The 23,164-nt window shown below is 37.1% G+C and carries 23 protein-coding genes; 17 read left to right on the top strand and 6 right to left on the bottom strand.

Going from position 1 to position 23,164, the window contains the following annotated elements; genetic code table 11:
* The first annotated feature begins 548 nt into the window (after positions 1 to 548).
* The 5 genes from pdhA to MKY09_RS13545 all read left to right on the top strand — a co-directional run bounded on the left by pdhA (position 549) and on the right by MKY09_RS13545 (position 6,367).
* Positions 549 to 1,661 (top strand): pyruvate dehydrogenase (acetyl-transferring) E1 component subunit alpha, encoded by a 1,113-nt coding sequence (gene pdhA / locus MKY09_RS13565; RefSeq protein ID WP_169358925.1) that lies wholly within the window; start codon positions 549 to 551, stop codon positions 1,659 to 1,661.
* 3 nt (positions 1,662 to 1,664) lie between these two features.
* On the top strand, positions 1,665 to 2,642 hold the full coding sequence (locus MKY09_RS13560) for an alpha-ketoacid dehydrogenase subunit beta (protein ID WP_251552959.1): 978 nt from the start codon (positions 1,665 to 1,667) through the stop codon (positions 2,640 to 2,642).
* 30 nt (positions 2,643 to 2,672) lie between these two features.
* Complete coding sequence (locus tag MKY09_RS13555; RefSeq protein ID WP_342566873.1) at positions 2,673 to 4,025, top strand: dihydrolipoamide acetyltransferase family protein; 1,353 nt, start codon at positions 2,673 to 2,675, stop codon at positions 4,023 to 4,025.
* Between the two features lie 3 nt (positions 4,026 to 4,028).
* Positions 4,029 to 5,441 (top strand): dihydrolipoyl dehydrogenase, encoded by a 1,413-nt coding sequence (gene lpdA, locus MKY09_RS13550; protein ID WP_169358928.1) that lies wholly within the window; start codon positions 4,029 to 4,031, stop codon positions 5,439 to 5,441.
* Between the two features lie 83 nt (positions 5,442 to 5,524).
* Entirely contained in the window at positions 5,525 to 6,367 is an 843-nt protein-coding gene (locus MKY09_RS13545; RefSeq protein ID WP_342568251.1) for a polysaccharide deacetylase family protein, read from the top strand.
* Between the two features lie 538 nt (positions 6,368 to 6,905).
* On the opposite strand, the gene MKY09_RS13540 is transcribed toward MKY09_RS13545, so the two are convergent.
* Complete coding sequence (locus MKY09_RS13540) at positions 6,906 to 8,183, bottom strand: IS110 family transposase (RefSeq protein ID WP_342566872.1); 1,278 nt, start codon at positions 8,181 to 8,183, stop codon at positions 6,906 to 6,908.
* A 466-nt stretch (positions 8,184 to 8,649) separates the two neighbouring features.
* Here MKY09_RS13540 and MKY09_RS13535 point away from each other — a divergent pair, with 466 nt between their 5' ends.
* The 3 genes from MKY09_RS13535 to MKY09_RS13525 all read left to right on the top strand — a co-directional run bounded on the left by MKY09_RS13535 (position 8,650) and on the right by MKY09_RS13525 (position 11,472).
* Positions 8,650 to 10,107 carry an IS1182 family transposase gene (locus MKY09_RS13535; protein ID WP_251557258.1) on the top strand — a complete coding sequence of 486 codons (1,458 nt, stop codon included), beginning with the start codon at positions 8,650 to 8,652 and terminating at the stop codon, positions 10,105 to 10,107.
* A gap of 307 nt (positions 10,108 to 10,414) precedes the next feature.
* Positions 10,415 to 10,798, top strand: a complete 384-nt coding sequence (locus MKY09_RS13530; protein ID WP_169358930.1) for a CidA/LrgA family protein — start codon at positions 10,415 to 10,417, stop codon at positions 10,796 to 10,798.
* A complete protein-coding gene (locus tag MKY09_RS13525) occupies positions 10,795 to 11,472 on the top strand; it encodes an LrgB family protein (protein ID WP_169358931.1) in 678 nt (225 codons plus the stop codon). The genes MKY09_RS13530 and MKY09_RS13525 overlap by 4 nt, the downstream gene beginning before the upstream one ends.
* Before the next feature lie 75 nt (positions 11,473 to 11,547).
* Here MKY09_RS13525 and MKY09_RS13520 read toward each other — a convergent pair whose 3' ends face one another.
* A complete protein-coding gene (locus MKY09_RS13520; protein WP_169358932.1) occupies positions 11,548 to 13,017 on the bottom strand; it encodes an aminotransferase class I/II-fold pyridoxal phosphate-dependent enzyme in 1,470 nt (489 codons plus the stop codon).
* Positions 13,018 to 13,466: 449 nt separating this feature from the next.
* Between MKY09_RS13520 and MKY09_RS13515 the strand changes: the two genes are divergently transcribed.
* Both MKY09_RS13515 and MKY09_RS13510 read left to right on the top strand, forming a co-directional pair.
* Positions 13,467 to 14,426, top strand: a complete 960-nt coding sequence (locus MKY09_RS13515; RefSeq protein ID WP_169358933.1) for a nitronate monooxygenase family protein — start codon at positions 13,467 to 13,469, stop codon at positions 14,424 to 14,426.
* Positions 14,427 to 14,437: 11 nt separating this feature from the next.
* On the top strand, positions 14,438 to 14,707 hold the full coding sequence (locus MKY09_RS13510) for a UPF0223 family protein (protein ID WP_169358934.1): 270 nt from the start codon (positions 14,438 to 14,440) through the stop codon (positions 14,705 to 14,707).
* Positions 14,708 to 14,742: 35 nt separating this feature from the next.
* Here the strand turns inward: MKY09_RS13510 and MKY09_RS13505 are convergent, their stop codons facing one another.
* Positions 14,743 to 15,372: a DUF1054 domain-containing protein gene (locus MKY09_RS13505; protein WP_169358935.1), complete on the bottom strand. Its 630-nt coding sequence runs from the start codon at positions 15,370 to 15,372 to the stop codon at positions 14,743 to 14,745.
* Positions 15,373 to 15,524: 152 nt separating this feature from the next.
* On the opposite strand from MKY09_RS13505, the gene MKY09_RS13500 reads away from it, so the two are divergent.
* Complete coding sequence (locus MKY09_RS13500; protein WP_169358936.1) at positions 15,525 to 15,722, top strand: hypothetical protein; 198 nt, start codon at positions 15,525 to 15,527, stop codon at positions 15,720 to 15,722.
* 138 nt (positions 15,723 to 15,860) lie between these two features.
* Positions 15,861 to 16,652 carry an inositol monophosphatase family protein gene (locus MKY09_RS13495; RefSeq protein ID WP_342566871.1) on the top strand — a complete coding sequence of 264 codons (792 nt, stop codon included), beginning with the start codon at positions 15,861 to 15,863 and terminating at the stop codon, positions 16,650 to 16,652.
* 209 nt (positions 16,653 to 16,861) lie between these two features.
* On the opposite strand, the gene MKY09_RS13490 is transcribed toward MKY09_RS13495, so the two are convergent.
* The gene (locus tag MKY09_RS13490) at positions 16,862 to 17,050 is read right to left on the bottom strand and encodes a YlaF family protein (RefSeq protein ID WP_169358938.1); all 189 of its coding nucleotides are present in this window, start codon (positions 17,048 to 17,050) and stop codon (positions 16,862 to 16,864) included.
* 103 nt (positions 17,051 to 17,153) lie between these two features.
* Between MKY09_RS13490 and typA the strand changes: the two genes are divergently transcribed.
* From typA to lepB, 3 genes are all read left to right on the top strand, one after another.
* A complete protein-coding gene (typA, locus tag MKY09_RS13485; RefSeq protein ID WP_169358939.1) occupies positions 17,154 to 19,001 on the top strand; it encodes a translational GTPase TypA in 1,848 nt (615 codons plus the stop codon).
* Positions 19,002 to 19,043: 42 nt separating this feature from the next.
* Complete coding sequence (locus MKY09_RS13480) at positions 19,044 to 19,346, top strand: YlaH-like family protein (RefSeq protein WP_251552969.1); 303 nt, start codon at positions 19,044 to 19,046, stop codon at positions 19,344 to 19,346.
* A gap of 495 nt (positions 19,347 to 19,841) precedes the next feature.
* Positions 19,842 to 20,408 (top strand): signal peptidase I, encoded by a 567-nt coding sequence (gene lepB, locus MKY09_RS13475; protein WP_342566870.1) that lies wholly within the window; start codon positions 19,842 to 19,844, stop codon positions 20,406 to 20,408.
* A 345-nt stretch (positions 20,409 to 20,753) separates the two neighbouring features.
* Here the strand turns inward: lepB and MKY09_RS13470 are convergent, their stop codons facing one another.
* Both MKY09_RS13470 and MKY09_RS13465 read right to left on the bottom strand, forming a co-directional pair.
* A complete protein-coding gene (locus tag MKY09_RS13470) occupies positions 20,754 to 20,957 on the bottom strand; it encodes a YlaI family protein (RefSeq protein WP_169358941.1) in 204 nt (67 codons plus the stop codon).
* Positions 20,958 to 20,968: 11 nt separating this feature from the next.
* Entirely contained in the window at positions 20,969 to 21,466 is a 498-nt protein-coding gene (locus MKY09_RS13465) for a peptidyl-prolyl cis-trans isomerase (protein ID WP_342566869.1), read from the bottom strand.
* Between the two features lie 178 nt (positions 21,467 to 21,644).
* On the opposite strand from MKY09_RS13465, the gene MKY09_RS13460 reads away from it, so the two are divergent.
* Complete coding sequence (locus tag MKY09_RS13460; RefSeq protein WP_169358943.1) at positions 21,645 to 21,926, top strand: YlaN family protein; 282 nt, start codon at positions 21,645 to 21,647, stop codon at positions 21,924 to 21,926.
* Positions 21,927 to 21,989: 63 nt separating this feature from the next.
* Complete coding sequence (locus MKY09_RS13455; RefSeq protein ID WP_251552953.1) at positions 21,990 to 23,156, top strand: FtsW/RodA/SpoVE family cell cycle protein; 1,167 nt, start codon at positions 21,990 to 21,992, stop codon at positions 23,154 to 23,156.
* Positions 23,157 to 23,164 lie beyond the last annotated feature (8 nt).

The raw sequence follows: 23,164 nt of genomic DNA, 5'->3' as shown, positions 1-23,164 counted from the left end.
TTTAGGCTCTGATAAAGGGGAGGGTTGATTTATATGATGCAAATAAATTTTTTAATCTGAAGGTTGATTTCCGCACCACCCAGAAGCTTTCCTCTGGGTGAGCGATAAGCTCAACATTAGGAGTCAAAACATATAGAGACTGATTATTAATGGTCGAGTTGTAACGGAAAGTGAATCACTAGAATTTTTATTAGGTTATCCTATTAATCTTTAAGGTGATTTTCTATGAGCATAAAAATAAAAAATGTGTAAAAAATAGGAGAGGTGGTATGTATATCGAAAAGGTGGTTTATATACCAGTATAGAAATTCTGTTTGAAAAAGGTGCTAAAGGTGTAATAAAAATCAGGCGATTTCTTCAAACTGATATAGTACAGATTAAATTAATGAGTAGTACAGAATTAAACTTTTTTAATATTCTAATATAAAAATGGTAGAGTTCTAGATGATTGACCGACCATTTATTCTTGAGTATACTAAGAAGTAATTGATATTGTACCAATCAATGTGCAACTTTATTTTAATACAGAGAAAAAGGAGAGGTGCTTTATGGCTTCAAACAAAGAAAACCAGTTTGACCCAATGAAAACGCTTCATGAAATCGAAGAAAAGTTTGAAATGTTCCAGATTTTAAATGAAGACGGGGAAATTGTTAATGAGCAAGCAGACCCTAATTTATCGGAAGAAGATTTAGTTGAATTAATGAGTCGTATGGTTTACACAAGAATATTAGATCAACGTTCTATCTCGTTAAATCGTCAAGGTCGTTTAGGATTCTATGCACCTACAGCAGGGCAAGAGGCTTCCCAGCTTGCTTCCCATTTCGCATGTGAAAAAGAAGATTTCATCCTACCAGGCTATCGCGATGTTCCACAAATAGTTTGGCATGGCTTACCATTATGGCAAGCATTTTTATTTTCACGTGGTCATTTTATGGGTAACCAAATTCCAGAAGGTGTAAACGTATTCCCACCACAAATTATTATTGGTGCGCAATTTATTCAAGCAGCTGGAGTAGCTTTAGGTATGCAAAAACGCGGTAAGAAATCTATTGCTATTACATATACAGGAGACGGTGGTTCTTCACAAGGGGACTTTTACGAAGGTATTAACTTCGCAGGTGCTTTCCGTGTACCAGCAGTGTTTATCGTCCAAAACAACCAGTACGCTATTTCCACTCCTCGTGAGTTACAAACAGCAGCAAAAACAATTGCACAAAAAGGTATTGCGGCTGGTTTACCAAGTATCGTAGTAGACGGTATGGATCCACTTGCAGTATATGTTGCAACGAAGGATGCTAGAGACCGTGCTGTTAAAGGTGAAGGACCAAGCTTAATCGAGACGGTTTGTTATCGATATGGCCCTCATACAATGGCTGGTGATGATCCTACACGCTACCGTACATCTGAAACGGATTCAGAATGGGAGAAAAAAGATCCGCTAGTACGCTTCCGCAAGTATTTGGAAGGTAAAGGTATTTGGAGCGAAGAAAAAGAAGCAGAAGTTATTGAGAGAGCAAAAGAAGAGATTAAAGATGCTATTAAAAAAGCAGATTCTGCTCCAAAACAAAAAGTAACTGATTTAATAAATATTATGTATGAAGAAAATCCATATAACTTAGATGAGCAATTAGCTTACTATACAGAGAAGGAGTCGAAGTAACCAATGGCGCAAATGACGATGATTCAAGCGATTACGGATGCTCTCCGTACTGAGCTTAAAAATGATGAAAATGTGTTAGTCTTCGGCGAAGACGTTGGTAATAACGGCGGAGTATTCCGTGCAACTGAAGGGCTACAAAAAGAATTTGGGGAAGATCGTGTATTTGATACACCACTTGCAGAGTCAGGTATTGGTGGACTAGCAGTTGGTCTTTCGTTACAAGGATTCCGTCCTGTTCCTGAAATCCAATTCTTTGGTTTCGTATATGAAGTGATGGATTCAATTAGTGGACAATTATCTCGTATGCGTTTCCGTACAGGTGGTGCTTTTAATGCACCAGTAACTATACGTTCACCTTTTGGTGGAGGAGTTCATACACCAGAAATGCACGCAGATAGCTTGGAGCTTTTAATGACTTCAACTCCTGGTGTGAAAGTGGTTATTCCATCTACACCTTACGATGCAAAGGGTTTACTAATATCCGCTATTCGTGATAATGATCCAGTTATTTTCTTAGAACATATGAAATTATATCGTTCTTTCCGCGGTGAAGTTCCTGAGGAAGAGTATACTATTCCTCTTGGAAAAGCAGACGTGAAACGTGAAGGTACTGATTTAACGATCATTGCTTATGGTGCAATGGTTCAAGAAAGCTTGAAAGCAGCTGAGGAACTAGAAAAAGAAGGACACTCTGTTGAAGTTGTGGATCTTCGTACTGTACAACCATTAGATATCGAAACAATCATTGCTTCTGTAGAAAAAACAAACCGCGCAATTGTTGTACAAGAGGCGCAAAAACAAGCTGGTATTGCAGCAAACGTTGTTGCAGAAATTACAGAGAGAGCTATTCTAAGCCTAGAGGCTCCAGTTCTACGTGTGGCTGCACCAGATACTGTATTCCCATTCTCTCAAGCAGAGACAGTTTGGTTACCAAACTCTAAAGATATAATGGAAACAGCAAAGAAAGTATTAAATTTCTAAAAGAAACGAACAATAGAAAGGGTGAGCACTTTGGCATTTGAATTCCGCCTACCGGATATTGGAGAAGGTATACATGAAGGAGAAATCGTTAAATGGTTTGTTAAGGCCGGTGACGAAGTTGATGAGGACGATATCCTTTGCGAAGTACAAAATGATAAAGCTGTAGTAGAAATTCCTTCACCTGTAAAAGGAAAAGTAACAGACGTGTTGGTAAGCGAAGGAACAGTTGCTGTAGTTGGCGACGTACTAGTTAAGTTGGATGCACCAGGCTATGAGGATCTTCAATTTAAAGGAGACCACAGTGGTGAAGAAAAAACAGAAGCTCAAGTACAATCTACTTTAGAGGATGGCAAGGAAGTGGAGAAAGAAGCAGTTGATGCTTCTAAAAATCAGCAACCTTCTACACCTACTAAAGAAAAGACTGAAACTACAGAGGTTAAACCTAAAGGCGACACTCGTGTAATCGCGATGCCTTCCGTTCGTAAATTTGCTCGTGAAAAAGAAGTGAATATTGCAGACGTAAATGGTACTGGCAAAAACGGTCGAATCCTTAAAGAGGACATTGAAGCATTCCTTTCTGGAGACCAATCAGTTGAAGAAGCTACATCTACAGCACCAGCTGCTGAACAGGAGAAAGTGCAAGAAACAAAATCTTCTGCACCAGTTAGCTTAGAAGGAGAATTCCCTGAAACTCGTGAGAAACTATCTCCAATGCGTAAGGCAATTGCAAAAGCAATGGTTAATTCCAAGCATACTGCACCACATGTAACGCTTATGGATGAAGTGGATGTTACTGAGCTAGTTGCACATCGCAAGAAATTCAAAGAAATAGCTGCAGAGAAAAATATCAAGTTAACTTATTTACCTTATGTAGTGAAAGCTTTAGTAAGTACATTGCGTGAATTCCCAGCCTTAAATACTTCGTATGATGATGATACAAACGAAGTTATCCAAAAGCATTATTACAACATAGGGATAGCAGCGGATACAGAAAAAGGATTGTTAGTGCCTGTTATTAAGAATGCAGATCGTAAATCAGTATTTACAATCTCTGACGAAATTAATTCATTAGCTACAAAAGCTAGAGACGGCAAATTATCTCCAGCTGAGATGAAGGGTGCATCATGCTCAATTTCTAATATTGGCTCTGCTGGTGGACAATGGTTTACACCTGTTATCAACCATCCGGAAGTGGCAATCCTCGGAATTGGTCGAATTTCAGAAAAACCTGTAATAAAAAATAGTGAAATTGTAGCCGCTCCTGTGTTAGCATTATCATTGAGCTTTGATCATCGCATGATCGATGGTGCGACTGCCCAACATGCGTTGAACCATATAAAACGTTTATTAAGCAGTCCAGAATTATTATTAATGGAGGCGTAAAAAATGGTAGTAGGAGATTTCCCGATTGAAACAGATACTTTAGTAATAGGTTCAGGTCCTGGAGGTTATGTAGCTGCAATTCGTGCTGCACAAACAGGACAAAAGGTAGTAGTTGTAGAGAAAGAACATATCGGTGGAGTATGCTTAAACGTAGGGTGTATCCCTTCTAAAGCGTTAATCTCAGTTGGTCACCGTTTTGAACAAGCAAAACATTCAGATGACATGGGTATCACGGCATCTGATGTTAAAATTGACTTTTCAAAAGCACAAGCTTTCAAAGAAAGTGTTGTGAAAAAATTAACTAGCGGTGTTTCCGGATTATTAAAAGGTAACAATATTGAAGTGGTTTCTGGTGAAGCTTACTTTGTTGATGCAAATACAGTTCGTGTAATGGATGAGAAGTCTGCACAAACTTATACTTTTAAACATGCGATAATCGCTACTGGATCTCGTCCAGTAGAAATTCCAACATTTAAATATACAAAACGTGTTATTAACTCAACTGGTGCTTTAAATCTTCAAGAGGTACCTGAAAAATTAGTAGTAATTGGTGGAGGGTACATTGGAACTGAGTTAGGTTCTGCATATGCTAACCTAGGTTCACAAGTTACAATTATCGAAGGCGGAGACGATATTTTAGCTGGCTTCGAAAAACAAATGACTACTATTGTTAAAAAAGGCTTGAAGAAAAAAGGCGTAGATATGGTAGTGAAAGCATCTGCAAAAGGTGTTGAAGAATCTGATACTGGCGTAGTCGTAACTTATGAAGTTGGTGGAGAAGAGAAAAAAGTGGAAGCTGACTATGTATTAGTTACAGTTGGCCGCCGCCCTAACACCGATGAAATTGGTTTAGAAGAGCTTGGTATTAAATTTGCAGAACGCGGATTAATCGAAGTAGATAAGCAATGTCGCACTAGCATTAGCAATATCTTTGCTATCGGTGATGTAGTAGCGGGGCCACAGCTTGCTCACAAAGCTTCTTATGAAGGTAAAGTAGCTGCTGAAGCGATTGCTGGTCAATCATCTGTTGTAGATTATCTTGCAATTCCAGCTGTTTGCTTCACAGATCCAGAGCTAGCTACAGTTGGTTTATCTGAAGCACAAGCAAAAGAACAAGGATTTGATGTAGCAGCTGGTAAGTTCCCGTTCGGAGCTAACGGTCGTGCACTTGCTCTTAACGCGACAGAAGGCTTTGTAAAACTTGTTTCACGTAAAGAAGATGGATTATTACTTGGCGCTCAAATCGTAGGTCAAGGTGCATCTGATATGATCGCTGAACTTGGTTTAGCAATTGAAGCAGGTATGACGGTTGAGGATATCGCTATGACTATTCATGCACATCCAACGCTTGGAGAAATTGCAATGGAAGCTGCAGAAGTAGTAATGGGTCACCCAATCCATATTCTATCTAAATAATAAGTAGGTCGATAAAACCGTGTAGAAATACTCTACACGGTTTTCTTTTTGACTGTTAGAATGGAAATAGAAGGGATATGGTGATTATATTGAAACTTACAACTTGGTTATTACCCGCAGCACTAACTATTTTATTAGTAGGATGTAATGCAGAAACAACGGAAGTTCAAAAAGAGCTTGGAGAAAAAAATGAAGTTAATAAAGAAACGGTAGAAACAAAGCCGGAAGAAACTGAAAAAGTGGAAGAAATAAAGCCTGTAGAGGAAGTTATTGAGGAAGAACCAGTTTCAGAAATAAAGTATGAAATTAATGAGGCAAATTGGACGATAAAACCAATTGCTGATGCGAATCCTAAGGCTGTGCTTTTAACGATTGACGATGCTCCAGATAAATATGCTGTCGAAATGGCGAAAACATTAAAAGAACTTGATGCTCCAGCTATCTTTTTTGTGAATGGTCATTTCATAGATTCAGAGGAAGAACAAGCTAATTTAAAAGAGATATATGATTTAGGCTTTTCTATTGGAAATCACACTCAAACACACGCGAATTTAAAAAATAGCAGTGAAGAACAGCAACAAGAAGAAATAATTAAAGTAAACGAGACGATAGAAGCAGTGATCGGTGAGAAGCCTAAATTTTTCCGAGCTCCTTTTGGTGTAAATACTGATTTTAGTAAGTCCTTGGTTCATCAAGAAGGAATGGTCTTGATGAATTGGACATATGGATACGATTGGGAGAAACAATATATGGAGGCTAACAGTTTAGCAGATATTATGGTTAATACGGAGTATCTAGTAGACGGAGCAAATTTGCTAATGCATGATCGAGAATGGACCGCAGCAGCTCTTTCGAAAATTGTAGAAGGCTTACGAGCAAAAGGGTATGAATTGATTGATCCAAAAACTATTAAAACGATAGAATAATTTTTCGAATCTAGTTCTGACAAAATACCTCGAGATATAAATCTTTTGAGGTATTTTGTTATTTGGAATGATATTGAGGTAAATTCCTCTAATCTAGTTTTTAGACGCTACATTAAGTTTCTCATATGAAAATACTAGTTGATTGGAGTGGAAGGTGGCGACTCCCTCTTAAAATGTAGTCATACCAATGGTTCATTACGTATTTTTAAAGTGAAAAAATTTTTTCTGAGTTCATCTAATTGACTTTCGATACCTCAATAAACCACTTATTAAAAATATTGGAAACAAAGGCTGTGCTCCGCTAAATAATTTGGTTAAAAATCCCATAAATATGTTATTCTTGGATGCACTCTGTTTCTCTGCAGAACTTATGATGACGTACCCTCCCATATCTCTTTGCGTCGCGCGCATACATTCCTTCGTTCGGTCTAGTCATAAGGCAGAGGCCGGCTATGCTCCAGCAGGGACTTGAAGTCGAATGTCGCGGTTGTGCCAGCTCTCTATGTCATCCAACTAAGTTAAAAGCTAATGAAAGTGTTCACGCTGCCGTTTGAAGAACGGTCAGGTCTTGTATCATGCGTTCTGATTGAAACATCTGTTTTTTTGTACAGAGGCCATGTGCGATTTTTAATAGTTTTCCACATAAGACCACCATGGCTTCTTTCTTTCTTAAAGGGTTTACTGGGCGTTCAATATAATAATGATATAGTGCCTTAAAGGCAGGGTTGTAACGAATCATAGGCAAGATGGCTCGGAAGAGGGCTGCACGCAATCTTTTGCGACCTCGTTTAGAAATCTTCTTTTGTCCTTTTTGCTCACCCGAGGAGTTTTCACGTAATGTTAGTCCCGCTAGTTTGATGATTTGGCGTGGACTACGAAAGTTTGTGAAGGGCCCTACCTCTGATAACAGCTCGATGGCTGTATTGGAGCCGATCCCCTCGATAGATAACAAAAATATATAATCGGGCATATCTTGAGCGATTTCTTGTAACCGTTCTGCCAGTAATTCATACTGTTGTTCCACGAGCCTATATTGCATCACCAAGGAATGAATCTCAAATCGAGCCATTTCCAGGCCTTCGGTCAACCCAATCGAGATTTCGGCAGCTTCCTTGAGTTTTATTATTTTGGGAGAAGAGACACACTTTAACCCTTCAACCTCTTTGTAGAAAGGGAGTAGCTCCGCCACTTCTTTTTCTCGAAGGTCCTCTGGTAATGGTGTTTTCTCCAGCACAGCCAGGGCGGTTTTCCCGATGTCTTTAAAGACATGTTGGAATTCTGGGAAGAACCGATCTGTCCATCGAATGATTCGATTTGTAATGATGCCAAGCTCTTTCTGAAGCGAGGCGCGATGGGATGCACCATTGCGCAGTTCCGCTTCGATGCCTTCTAAAATGCGTGGGAAGCTGAACCGTCCATCGCGGATCAACTTGGCGATGACCATCGCATCCTTCACATCGTTCTTTGTCTGCAGATTGTCATCCAATTCTTTGGATTTCTTCACGTGACTAGGATTCACGAACACATAGCGGATGTCATGCGCGGTTAAATGGGCCGCTAGGTTCATCCAGTAGTGTCCTGTTGGTTCGAACCCAACAAGGATTTCTGATTTCTCATGTTTGTTTTGTAATACAAGTAGCTGTTCATAGAAGGTCGTAAATCCTTCTGCCGACTGTCTGATGGGAAAGGACTTATGCAATACTCGTCCACGGTCGTCTACAGCACATGCGTAATGTTTGCGTTTGGCGATATCGATTCCGATGACCAACGTCTTTTCAGTCACTTGATTAATTTTATGATTCGTACTATTATTCATAAGGGGCCCTCCTATATATGTTTTGAGTATTCATTGGTTGTTACTCTAGCATCATATAAGAGGGTTCTTTTTTTTTCAAGTGCCTTTAAAGTTATAATACAGGAATGCTCCAGCCGGAATAGCATGAGGTGAAGACCCCGCAGGAGCGTAGCGAGGGCACTGAAAAAGTGCCTTTAAAACGTTTAGATGTAGAGTATGAATGCAGGTTCTGTTCATCTTCTACTATTTTCTGAATCCATGTCTTTCCGTTCCGAGCGGATGCTTTCCAGGGGGCGGCCCGGCAAGCCTTCTCCCTCGCTGCGCTCAGTCCGGGTGCTCGCCGTGGCCGCTAATCCCCTAGGAGTCACCGCTCTGCACTCCAATCCAATCCACTTTTCTACCTGTTATAGAATTTTTTAAAATGTACTCAGACCGAAAAATTATTTTCTTGCTATACTAAAGAAAAGTAAATGCAGGGGTGCTCACAATGATTTCAAACCAAGAAACGCTGAACTTAAGTCCATACATGGCGTTATATGATTTAATAATTCCAAAAGACAATATGCTTCGTCAAATCAATGAACTTGTTGATTTTTCGTTTATTTTAGAAGAACTTCAATCAAAATATTGTTTGGATCATGGTCGTAAAGCGATTTCACCCATTCGTATGTTTAAGTATTTATTATTAAAAGCAATTCATGATGTGTCCGATGTGGATTTAGTGGAACGTTCAAAATATGATATGTCATTTAAATACTTCTTAGGAATGGCTCCAGAGGATGAGGTCATTGAACCAAGTTCACTTACAAAATTTCGTCGACTTCGTTTACAAGATGTAGATTTGTTAGATATGTTAATTGGGAAAACCGTTGAAATCGCACTTGAAAAAGAAATCATCAAAAGTAAAACAATCATTGTGGACGCAACGCATACGAAAGCACGTTACAATCAAAAATCGCCCAAAGAATTCTTACAAGAAAAATCAAAGAATGCCCGAAAAGCGGTCTATAAAATAGATGAATCTATGAAAGAGAAGTTTCCAGAAAAACCGACTTCTAACGAAGTGTCAGATGAAGTGACTTACTGTAAAAAAGTCATTGAAGTGATAGAGAAAGAGCCACAAATAGCGCAAGTGCCTGCCGTGAAAGAACGTTTAAATACATTAAAAGAAATCGTAGAAGACACACTATTTCATCTGAATTATTCAAGCGATACCGATGCACGTGTCGGACATAAATCAGCAGATACATCTTTCTTTGGTTATAAAACTCATATAGCGATGAGCGATGAACGAATTATTACAGCAGCGATTGTAACAACTGGTGAACAAGGTGATGGACAACATTTAATAGATTTAATTGAAAAAAGCCAACGTACAGGTATGAAAATAGAGAAGGTGCTTGGAGATACAGCATATTCTAGTAAAGACAATTTAATATATACCAAGACAAATAAGGTCCAACTCATTTCAAAATTACATCCGCTGATTACAAATGGCCACCGTAGAAAAGAAGATTTATTTGAATTTAATAAAGACGCTAATTTATATGTTTGTCCAGCGGGTCATTTAGCAAAAGGAAAAACTATAAAAAAAAGAAATACAGATGACAACCGTAACCCTCAAATCAAATATAATTTTGATGTTGAAAAATGTAAAATATGCCCTTTCAGAGTTGGGTGTTACAAAGAAGGATCGAAATCTAAAACATATTGTGTCACAATCAAATCGACAGAGCACCTTGAACAAGAGGCATTTCAGAATACCGAAGAATTTAAACAGCTTGCCAAAGAGCGATATAAAATCGAGGCAAAGAATAGTGAATTAAAGAGTGGACACGGCTACGATACAGCGATTAGCACGGGTCTTTTTGGCATGGAAATACAAGGAGCCACAACCATATTTGCGGTCAACTTGAAGCGAATCCTAAAGTTACTTAACGAATGAGAGCAAGAATAAGGCAATGAAAAAGGGTACTTTCTGTTCAGTTTGAACAAAAAGTACCCTTTTTTAATTTTCAAAAACAAAATTATTATAAAAACGTAAGTTTTTCAGTGCCCTCAGCGTAGCGACGAGGAGGCTGAGGCCATGCTGGCGGAAAGCGTCCACCTGGAAGGCAAATCATCCGATTCATTCCAAGCAAGTAAACTGATTTTCTACTCATGGACATACTAAAAGAGAAGGCGTAAAATTATTTCTATTATCAGCGTTTATGGAGGTGAAACTTTAAAAGAATAAACTTTTAAAGTACATAATGAACAAAATAAAAAAAGTAGGTCGAATCATTTTTCAAGTAATTATTCTTTATTTATTCTCTACTCTAGGATCTTTTGTAGTGGAATTATTACCGTTTTCCTTTCCTGGAAGTATTGCTGGATTATTAATACTATTAGCGTGCCTCCTGCTAAAAATACTTCCAGCCAATCTTATAAAAGATGGGGCTGGTTTTTTACTTGCATTTCTTGCCTTATTCTTTGTGCCGGCGACCGCAGGGATAATGGATTACCCTCAGTTAGCCTCGTTAAAAGGGGTTTTTATAATAATCGCTTTAATAATTAGTACAATGTTTACAATTGTAGTAGCAGGAAAGGTATGTCAATACTTTGAAAGTAAAATAGTAGGGGAGGATTTGAAATGATTTCTCTAGCGATGGTAATTGGTACAATCATTATTTTTATAGGGATGACTTTTCTCTATAGAAGGTTCACCTATCCTTTACTATTACCTATTTTAACTACTACGATTATCCTTGTAGTAGTGTTAAGTTTTTCAGGAGTTTCTTACGATACATATATGTCAGGTGCCAAGTGGATTGATGCAATGCTCGGACCAGCGGTAGTAGGGATGGCTTACCCTTTATATATACAGCGAGAAAAAATTATAAAAAACAAGGTGACGATTATATTAGGTGTTACTGTAGCAATGCTTTCTGGACTAATTAGTATTGTTATAATAGCTAAACTTATGTCTTTTGAGGAGTTTCTTCAAAAATCCTTATTACCAAAGTCAATTACTTCTCCAATTGCGATGCCTATTAGCGAATCAATTGGGGGTATTCCAACTTTGACAGCAGTTTTTGTAATTTTAGCTGGTTTAATAGGAGCATTAGCTGGACCGTTTCTCTTTAAACTATTTCACATAGATACCGCAATCAGCAGGGGGATATCTATAGGTAGTGCATCGCATGGCATCGGCTTATCTAAGCTATCCGAGTATGGGGAAGAGACGATGACGATGGGGTCAGTGGCAATGACTCTTAGTGCTATTTTAGGGGCCTTTATATGTCCAGTGTTTGCCTTTTTAATTTTTTGATTCTATTAAAAAACAGACTTTGACGACGTTAGCCGTCAAAAGTCTGTTTTTGATTGGAGCTGAAAGTTTAATATACTAAATGATAGCCTGATGCTCTTTAATAACATGAATCATTTCTAATGTGTCGTCTTCTGGTCCCTGTACTGGTAAGCCTGCCTCTAGGTTCATCAAGATATAGTCAATATTTCCTTGAGTAATTATTTCCCCGGGAATAAAAATAGGAATACCAGGAGGGTAGACCATTACGAATTCAGCAGAAATACGGCCACTGGCTTCTAATAGTGGAATAGATTCAGTTTCTGCGTAAAATGCATCTCGAGGTGACATAGCTAAACCAGGGATGTCTGGTAAGGTTACAGCTGATTCTACTATTGTTGCTGCAGATTCATATGCCACTACCATTCTCGATAATGCATTAACAAGCATGTCTACTTCTTTTTTTGTATCTCCTAGCGTAATCAGGCAAAGGATATTATATAAATCAGAAAGCTCTACTTCAATATTCGCTTTTTCTCTAAGCCAAATTTCAGCTTCAAATCCAGTGATTCCTAAATTTTTAACGCTAATTAGTAGCTTAGTTGGATCCATATCGTAAGTAGCGGAGGATTGTAATATTTCTCTTCCTACACAATGGATATGTTCAATTTCATTTATACGTTTACGAGTTTCCTCAGCAATTTCGATTGCTTCGCCTATTAAATCCTCTCCATGTATAGCTAGCTGTCTTCTAGCGGTATCTAGAGAAGCTAAAAGAGGATAGGATGTAGAAGTCGTTGTAAGCATGGAAAGGATTGATTGTACCCTTTTTGCAGAAACTAGTCCTTCTCTTACATTCAGGACGGAGCTTTGAGTCATAGATCCTCCAAGTTTGTGTACAGATGTTGCGGCCATATCAGCACCGGCAGACATTGCCGAAATAGGAAGGTCATTATGAAAGTGGATATGTACACCATGAGCTTCATCCACTACTACAGGTATACCGTGCGCATGAGAAATATCTACAATTCTCTTTAAATCGGCTGCTAAACCAAAATAAGTTGGGTTGATAACAAGTAAACCTTTTGCATCTGGATGTGCTTCTATTGCTTTTTCTACGGATTCCACAGAAATACCATGCGAAACACCAAGTTCTTTATCTACCTCGGGATGTATAAATACGGGTATAGCACCTGCAAATACAATGGCAGACATAATAGATTTATGAACATTTCGTGGAACAAGGATCTTATCCCCAGGTCCACAAATAGTAAGGATCATTGTCATAATAGCTCCACTCGTACCTTGAACAGAGAAAAAGGTTTCATCTGCTCCAAAAGCTTCTGCAGCTAGATGTTGAGCTTTTTTGATGGCTCCTTTTGGAGAATGTAGGTCATCTAATGGAGCTATATTGATTAAATCAATTGAAAGTACATTATCTCCAACAAACTCTCGAAATGCAGGGTCCATCCCTTTCCCTTTCTTATGACCAGGAATGTGGAACTGAATTGGATGACGATTTCGATGCTTCAATAAAGCATCGAAGATAGGAGTTTCTAATTGTGACAACGCTTATACCACCTCTAATTAAATTTTTGTGCATGTAAACGATTCTAGTAATTATTAATAGAGACGTTGATGCAATGTTAAAAACAAAAGAATTATAGCATTTAAGGAAATTTATTACTATAAAAATAATTCAAAATTATTAAGATGCATTAATTTTGCTGGACAAATAGAAAAGAAATCGAGAGGTTTGCTTCTACAAGTATTTTAAAAGTCATTTGTTTTTAAAAGCATTTTATAATGAAGAACAGTTAACAAGCATTTAAGCAGTAAACGATAACCTTATGCAAACTTGTATGTTTTTCCTACGGACTTGTCTTGTTAGAGTCTTCTAATACATACATAACCTACTTTAAGGATTTAAAACGGCTCATTTAAAATTCTATCCTTTAATAGATAGATTGAATCCTAATTAAATTTTCTTTACACTACTATAAAGGGAGGGGATTAGTTTGTCATTTCAAACAAGGGTTACAGATCTATTAGGAACAAAATATCCTATAGTACAAGGTGGACTAGCATATCTTGCGTATTCGGATCTATGCATTGCGGTTTCAGAAGCGGGTGGCTTAGGACAGATAACTGCTATGAGTCTCTCAACACCGGAGGAGCTTCGCCAAGAGATTGATAAAGTGAGAGAACATACAAATAAACCTTTTGGCGTAAACTTTGCTATTGGGCAAACAGGTAGACCTTATGAACATATGCTTGAAGTCGCTATCGAAGAAAACGTTCCAGTAGTTTCAATGACTGGAGGCAATCCTGCGCCAATTTTAGATGCCCTAGATAAGACGAATATCAAAAAGCTTGTTTTAGTCGCATCTAAGCGACAGGCTTTAAAAGCAGAACAGCTAGGGGCCGACGCTGTGATGGTTGTAGGGCAAGAGGGTGGCGGTCACTTAGGGAGAGATGATATTGGAACTATGGTACTTATCCCTCAAGTTGTAGATGCTGTTTCATTACCTGTCATTGCTTCTGGTGGCATTGGAGATGGGCGAGGCTGGATGGCTGCTCATGCTCTAGGAGCAGAAGGGATAGAAATGGGGACTCGTTTTATCGCAACAAAGGAATGTATCCATGCATCGGAAGCATATAAAAATGCCATATTATCAAAAGAGGAAACAGATACAGTTGTTATTAAAAAAGAGCTAGGGTCGCCAGCAAGGGCTATCCGTAATAGTTGGACCGAAACTATTTTGACTATGGAAAAGGAAAACCCTACATATGAGCATTTGAAGCATCATATTAGTGGAGAAGCCAACAAGCAATTTATTTATAACGGTTTCGAAGACCAAGGCTTTGCTTGGGCAGGGCAAGTAATAGGTATGATTCATGACATTCCTACAACGAAAGAGCTCATCGACAGAATGGCAGCTGAGGCACTAGATATACGAAAAAAATGGAAATTATAGGAGAGTTGAAAATGGAATACACATACCCTTTTTCGTTAGATTGGTCTACAAAAGAAATAGTAGACGTAGTACAGTTTTTTGAAGCAATTGAAAATGCTTATGAAAAAGGCATAAAGCGAGAAGAACTGATGAATAAATATCGTCGCTTTAAAGAAATAGTTCCGTCTATAGCGGAAGAAAAGACATATTTTCGGGAGTTTGAAAAAGAAAGTGGATATGCAAGCTTCCCAATCATAAAAAAAATGAAAGAACAAACTAACGAAGCAATTATAAAGGGATAAAGTAATCCCTCCTTAAAAAGGAGGGAAAGCTTGTCTTATTTTATATTGGTCATAGTTTTGTAAATGGGTAGAAGCTGTTCAAACGTATTTTCTACTAAGTCGAATAATTCTGTTTCTGTTAATTTAACAGCTTCTTCTTTAGGTATATGACGCCCAACTAAAAATTCACCCTTTTTAACGTCTCTCAGACGCGTTAGAAGCTCTTCTACTCCCTCTTGATTAACTTCCCTCAAGGAAGAGGCCTCTGGCTTCATATGGTCCCCAGAAACGATAAAATCATCTGGAAGCTTTTTAAATAGACTCATTTGTTGCAGCAAACGCTCTGCAATTGCAACTTTATCGGGTGCTTCATAAATAACTGCTACTATGATAAATAAATGCGTACCCCATAAGCCAATTTGAAAATGAGGCAAAGCCTTGTAACCACGTTTGTAAGGAGCAAAAGCTACCCAACTATCCTTTGGAGGGTTAACTGATCGACGAGCGTGCTTAGCTACATGGCTAAAAAACTCATCTCCAAGAACACCAGAAAAATAAAGGCTATATTGTTTACCAAGTTCTTCAAACTTAGGTCGAACATTCTCTATAAGAGCAGTCATTCTATTTTCTAATCCTTCAATTTGAAACACTTCAAAATCTTTTTCTTGCCAAAAAGTTTTACTCATATATTAACTCCTTTCAATTTCTATGTTTATTTTAGCGGATTTTTGGGTAAAAATCTTGTAAGCAGTATTTATTAACACAAATCGATTTGTAGCATAATGTAAGTATAAAGTTCTGAATATTAAGATAAAATGATTATGGAGAGGTGTTAACTATGAAACAGGTTGTGCATATAATTCGTAAATATGATATGGAAAAGGAAAAAATTCAAACATTGAAATTGGAAATGGATTATCAATTAGCTACTTTATACGATGCAATGCAAGATGGAGACCAAGAAGTAATTAGCGAAGCGAAGATGCGATTAACAGAGCTTCATCAGTCACTGGATGAACTAAATGCGTTTACTTAAGTTGTCGTCACTAATAGCACCATGAAAAACACCAGCTAATCTTGAAAGACAGCCGGTGTTTTTTTCTTTATACTAAGACTAAGTATATGCAAAGCATGTATGACGGTCAGTTAACAGGAACATAGAAGGGGTGGTAACATGGACTTACATATACTTGATAAGTATGCAAAATCATTGATTAAACAAGCTGCGACTCAAATAAGAAGCTCATTCTCGGAGGAGTTAATTATCGAATCTAAGTCGGAAGCGAATGACTTAGTTACTAATATTGATAAGGAAACAGAAAAGTTTTTTATTAGACATATTAAAAAAGATTTTCCAAACCATCGTATATTTGGAGAGGAAGGGTTTGGAGATAAGATAGAAAATTTGGATGGCTACGTTTGGATGCTAGATCCAATTGATGGGACTACTAACTTTATTCACTTCAAGAAAAACTTTGCTATATCGTTAGGTATTTACAAGGACGGCGAAGGAATTCTTGGTTATATTTATAATGTTATGGATGATGATTTACTAAGTGCTGCTTCGGGACAAGGGGCATACCTAAACGACGTGAGGATCCCTCGGCTTGAGAGTACGACAGTAGAGAAATCTATTATAGGGGTGAATGCTAGTTGGGTTGTACCAAATCGAATGGTGCATCACGATGGAATGATAGAGCTCGTGCAAACGTCTAGAGGAACTAGATCCTTTGGGTCTGCTGCAATTGAGATTGCCTATGTAGCCACTGGAAGATTAGATGCATATTTGTCCATGAGACTTTCACCATGGGATATCGCTGGAGGAATGGTAATAGCAAACGAAGTGGGAGCAGTTGTTACTAACTTATCTAACGAGCCTATAAATCTGTTAAAACAAAATTCATTTATAGTCTCTAAGCCTAATCTTCATGAACAACTATTATCAAAATATATTATTTTAAAATAAATGAGTTCGTTTCATATATTTAAAAAATATAATAGAATCTTATAAAATTATATTGTCGAAAACCATACAAGTAATCGTTGATAAGAATTAAGGCTTTAAAAAAAGAGACTGGTCAGTGACGTTAGTCAGGACCAGCCTCTACTGAAGTAGAAAGAATTGATAAACTACCCAGCTATAATTATAAAAAACTCGGGCTTATTTAGATTTTCCTATTCTAATAACCCTTGTTCACGCATTTTCTTTTTCGTTTTAAAGCCAAATCCCATTACTACAAATAACATTGCTAAAAACAATAATGCTAACGGAATATTACGTAATGCAATAGCAACTCCTATTAAACCCATAGACAACATTGCGCCTAGAGAAAACAATACAAAAACCCATTTAATGTTACTCAAAACAATTACCCCCAAGAAAATAATTAAAAATATTATAACTTTAGTTCTACTTGTGTTATAATAGCACAGTTATGGACATGAAAAAAGAATATGGAGTGGAAATATGACAAAATTACGTCAAGATTTAAGAAACATAGCTATTATAGCACACGTTGACCATGGAAAAACGACTTTAGTCGATCAATTATTAAAACAATCAGGAACGTTCCGTTCTAATGAACACGTTGACGAAAGAGCAATGGACTCAAACGATATAGAGCGCGAGCGTGGAATTACTATATTAGCAAAAAACACAGCTGTAAATTATGAAGACACACGCATCAATATTTTGGATACACCTGGCCATGCTGATTTTGGTGGAGAAGTAGAGCGTATCTTAAAAATGGTAGATGGTGTTTTACTAGTTGTAGATGCATATGAAGGTTGTATGCCTCAAACACGTTTTGTATTGAAGAAAGCATTAGAACAAAAATTAATACCAATAGTTGTAGTTAACAAAGTAGATAAAGATTCTGCTCGTCCACTAGAAGTAGTAGATGAAGTATTAGAACTTTTCATAGAGTTAGGTGCAGATGACGATCAATTAGACTTCCCAGTAGTATATGCTTCAGGTGTTAATGGGACTGCTTCTTTAGACGCTGACCCAGCTAACCAAGAAGAAGATATGAAGTGTTTATTTGAGAAAATCATTGAATCTATTCCAGCGCCAATTGATAATTCAGATGAGCCATTACAGTTCCAGGTTGCATTACTTGACTATAATGACTATGTAGGCCGTATCGGTATTGGTCGCGTATTCCGCGGTACAATTGAAGTAGGTCAACAAGTTTCATTAATGAAATTAGATGGCAAAGTTAAAAATTACCGTGTTTCTAAATTGTTTGGTTTCTTCGGTTTAAAACGTGTAGAGATTGAATCTGCAAAAGCTGGAGATTTAATAGCGGTTTCTGGTATGGAAGAAATTAACGTAGGGGAAACAGTTTGTCCTACAGACCATCCTGACGCTTTAATTCCATTACGTATCGATGAGCCAACGCTACAAATGACATTCTTAACAAATAACTCACCGTTTGCTGGTCGTGAAGGTAAATGGGTTACATCTCGTAAAATTGAAGAACGTCTTCGTTCACAATTACAAACAGATGTTTCTTTACGAGTAGAAGATACAGATTCACCTGATGCTTGGGTTGTTTCTGGTCGTGGAGAACTCCACTTATCTATATTAATAGAGAACATGCGTCGTGAAGGTTTTGAGCTTCAAGTATCTAAACCTGAAGTTATTATTCGTGAAATTGATGGCAAAAAATGTGAACCGGTTGAACGCGTTCAAATTGATGTACCAGAAGACTGTGTAGGTTCAATCATTGAGTCTATGGGTACACGTAAAGGCGAAATGGTAGATATGATTAATAGTGGGAATGGCCAAGTACGTTTGATTTTCATGGTTCCTGCCCGTGGATTAATCGGATATTCAACTGAATTCATGTCCTTGACTAAAGGGTTCGGAATCATTAACCATACATTTGACAGCTACCAACCAGTAGTGGCAGGTCGCGTTGGCGGACGTCACCAAGGTGTACTTGTTTCTATGGAAACAGGAAAAGCAACAACTTATGGTATGATGCAAATTGAAGACCGTGGAACTCTATTCGTAGAGCCAGGTACTGAAATTTATGAAGGTATGATTGTTGGTGAAAATACTCGTGATGCTGATATCACAGTAAATATAACTAAAATGAAACAAAAAACAAACATTCGTTCAGCAAATAAAGACCAAACAAATGTTATTAAACGCCCACGTATCTTAACTTTAGAAGAAGCATTAGAATTCCTTGGCGATGATGAATACCTGGAAGTAACACCAGAGTCTATTCGCTTACGTAAAAAAATTCTTGAGAAGAGCGAACGTGAACGCGTAACGAAGAAAAAGAAAAGTGCAGATCAGGAATAGGAACTGAAAGGGTGACAAGCCTTGGAGGAACAAGATCTAGTAATGGGTAGAATGTCTTCTATCGCTAGGTTTATATATGAAACAATGCCCAACTTTACTGTATCAGGCTATGTTTTATTTATCGTCATATTTTTATTGTCGGTGCTAGTGTACAAGCTTGGATTTGCAAAGAAGTTAGTGTTTAAGCAAAATGTAGTTATCTATATTTTCCTTTTGTTAGGTTGCTTAATGTTGACCTTCTTAGCATTTTTCCTTCCGGTAGTGGAAGCATTGTTAGTTGCTGCATTGATATTAATCATATATAAAATACGATTAAAACTAGAAAAAAGAGGTTCGACTACTTAGGTAGACTACTTTAAATCTATAAACGAGGCTGAGACATAATCCACCTCAAAATTAAAAGCAGATCAAATTTTACGATGAGTAAAATTCGGTCTGCTTTCTTTTTATATCTTCTTCCGAAACCATGTAGAGATTATCTGCTTATAGAAGTAATATTAGTTGTTCGGAGTGAAGGTTGCGACTACTAGAAAGAGACTATAGGCCACAGGAAAGCGTTCACAGTAACGGAGAACAATGGCTACCCCAGTTAGGCGTTCTAGGAAAGACGAAGTTAGACGAAGCTCTTGGGCTCGCATCCATGGTCACAAATTTTAGAAAATATGCAGTACGAGGATGGCATCTCATTATATATTTTCAAGGCTCTGTTAAAGGCTAGGGTTGTTTTTTCGTGAAGCGATTTAGTTTGTGAAATGTTATACTTAAACTAATGAGGTAGTTTAGTTTAAGTAGTAGGTATTATTAAATGTAAGTGTTTATAAAGAGAAAGGGGTTATGACGTTGAGAAAAACAAAAGAAAAAAATGAATTATTTGAATGGATAAAGACAATAGGAATTGCACTTTTATTTGCATTTGGTATTCGATTTTTCCTATTTGAACCTATTGTGGTTGACGGTGCCTCTATGATGCCAACGTTTGAAAATGGTGACAAAGTAGTAGTGAACAAAATCGGACCAGAATTGATTGATTATCAAAGATTTGATGTAATTGTATTTGAAGCCAAAGAAGATACTAACTACATCGAACGTATTATTGGTATTCCTGGTGACCGCATTGCTTATGAAAACGATGAACTTTTTATTAACGGTGAGAGGTACGAAGAACCCTACTTAGAGGAATATAAAAAAGCTTTGTTAGACAATGATACACTTACTGGAGACTTTACATTAGAGGAAAAATTAGGTGAAACAACTGTACCAGATGGTACTTTTTTTGTACTAGGAGATAATCGCCGTGATAGCACAGATAGCAGGGACCCTCGTGTTGGATTTGTTTCAGAGGAAAAAATATTAGGTACCGCAAAAATAGTATTTTTACCCCTAGATAATTTAAAGATAATAAAATGATAAAGTGGTTTGTAAGTGAAATGAGGAAATATTTATTAAGCTAACGAGTGCTTTAGTAAAAACTCAGTATCAAAGTAAAATGAGCCAGGAGGAAATATCCTAGCTCATTTTTATGTGTATTTAAAATCAACCTTTACCTTTAACATAGCCACTTTCAAAATAAAACGCAAAAAGAGAATTCCACAAAGCAATTCTCTTTTTGCGTAAAATGAAACTAATTATGTACTAGCTTCGTTTTTATTCTCTTATAAGTAAAAGCAGAAAAAAAGACCTAGAAATTTTCTGTAAGTAAAAATTTTAGGTCTTTTTGATTTGGAAGATAAGTATGGTCCTAGTCTTGATTAATTAAAACTCATTTTCAATTAATCGAGAACTTTTGTAGGAGATATACTTACCAGTAGCTAGGCGTTCCTTCGTTTTATACTCGATTCGATCATGACATTCTTCGCACATATAAGTGTGAATAGGTCGGTTTCTTAATTTTTTTGCTAGTGGTAAATCAGAAGAAATTTCATCAATTCGATCACATATCACACATTGCACTTTCATATACAACACTCCTACTCTAATCGAAATGCAGTTACGTATCTAATCGGATCATTCAGGTTACTTCCATCTTTTTTTATAATATGGACGGGACCATCTTCACGAAGAGGCTTGCCCTTGTGACTAAATTTAACTAGAATATCATCCATTTCATCTAAGGAAATAGTATGATTTCCTTCGCTTGTTTCAATTATTAAGTGCTTTGCCTCTTTTAATGGTTCAGCATTTTGAATAAATGGTGTTAACTCAATGCCATAAGTGTTAGAAAGCATTTTAGTCTTTTCATATTTCTTTTCTGATTTTAATGTAGGGGGATTTGTAGATCCCTCTATAATCTCACGAGACCAATGAGCTGAAGTGACCTTTGTGTATTCCTCGTCTAAATCTTTATACTCATATTTACCTTCAAAAAACTCATCTAGGTCAATTCTACGATCATCAAAAATCCACACAGTGGGATCCAACGTTATATTAAATTTAACTGCTCCTGTAATAGGTATTATAAATTCCATGCAAATTGCCTCCTCTTAACTGTCTAATCTATATTAGTATACAGATAAAAGGTGAAATTTAAAAAGAATATTTCCTTTTCGATTAAACCTAAGCGAGAGAACACTTGCAATTTTTCCAATCAAAAGATACACTTTAGGGAGGTAAAGAACAAGAAATAATAATAATGGGGGCGTCCTCATGGATACTAATATAGAACTTTCCTATCAAGATAAAGCTTTAGTGCTCTTAAAAAAAGATGCTGAAAAAATTGCCCAATTGATAAAAGTGCAAATGGATAACTTAACAATGCCTCAATGCCCTCTTTATGAAGAGGTTTTAGACACGCAAATGTTTGGATTATCTCGTGAAATAGATTTCGCGGTAAAACTTGGACTTTTAGAAAAAAGTGAAGGTAAAGAGATTATTGCTTCACTTGAAAAAGAGTTGTCTGTTTTACACGAGATTCACACAGAAAAATAATGTTAAAACTCAAACAAGCAGACTGTTTGAGTTTTTTTCTATAAAGAAATTGAGGTCTTTCATATGAATGCTTATATAAAACGTTTTATTAAAAACTTTGACTATCCTGTATTTTTTGTTTACATCGCTCTTTGTTTATTCGGTCTAGTAATGATATATAGTGCGAGCATGGTTTGGTCCGTTGAAAGGTATGGATGGACCCCAGATTATTTCTTCAACAAGCAAAAGCTTAATTTGTTATTATCTTTGCCTGTGTTTTTTTTAGCTGCGTTGTTTCCGTACAAGCATTATAAGAGTCGATTTATGATGCAGTTGATGCTTGGAGTAATGTTTATCCTACTCATTCTCGTTCATTTTATTGGAGTAGGTGGAGAAAGTGGATCCCAAAGTTGGCTGAGTTTAGGTTTTGGTAATGTACAGCCATCAGAAATTGCTAAAATTGTAATAGTCTTATACTTTGCTAGTATCTTTACGAAAAAATATCAAAATGGAACCTTGGATAAGTTGAATGAGTCTGTAGGACCTCCTTTGTTAGTTTTATTTTTCGTATTTGTTCTCATTATGCTTGAAACTGATGTTGGAAATACAATGATTATAAGTTTTGTAGCCATATCTGTTATTGCTGCAAGCGGTATCAAATTTAAGTCATACTCCAAACTAATGGGATTAATTGGTATACTAATAGTTATTGCCTTAACTTTTATATATTTCTTAAAAGATTCGCTTCTGACAGAACGTAGGTTAGGTAGACTTGAAGCATTTTTCAATCCTTTTGATTATGAACAGGGCTTTGGCTACCAAATAGTAAATGGATATATTGCTATTGGATCAGGCGGGCTGACAGGGCTGGGCTTGGGAAATTCTAACCAAAAGTATGGATATTTACCAGAGCCACATACAGATTTTATCATGGCCATTATTGCTGAGGAGTTAGGCTTGGTAGGTGTTCTGATTGTGTTATGCGGTTTGTTCTTCCTAGTGTTTAAGGCGATAATGATTAGTATAAAAACTAGAGATCCTCAGGCTAGAATGATAGCTGCTGGAATCGCAAGCATCATAGGGTTTCAAACATTTGTCAACCTTGGCGGTATGCTTGGAATAATCCCGCTTACTGGTGTACCACTTCCTTTTATAAGTTACGGGGGGACCTCCATCATTATCTTATCTGCTGCCATTGGTATACTGATGAATGTGTCAATGTTTGTTAAACTTGAAAAGACTAAATCATAAGGAGTGTG

Source organism: Psychrobacillus sp. FSL K6-4046 (assembly GCF_038624605.1).
Lineage (GTDB): Bacteria > Bacillota > Bacilli > Bacillales_A > Planococcaceae > Psychrobacillus.
Note: the sequence above shows the minus strand (reverse complement) of the source record. Positions and strands in the feature narration are given on the sequence as shown.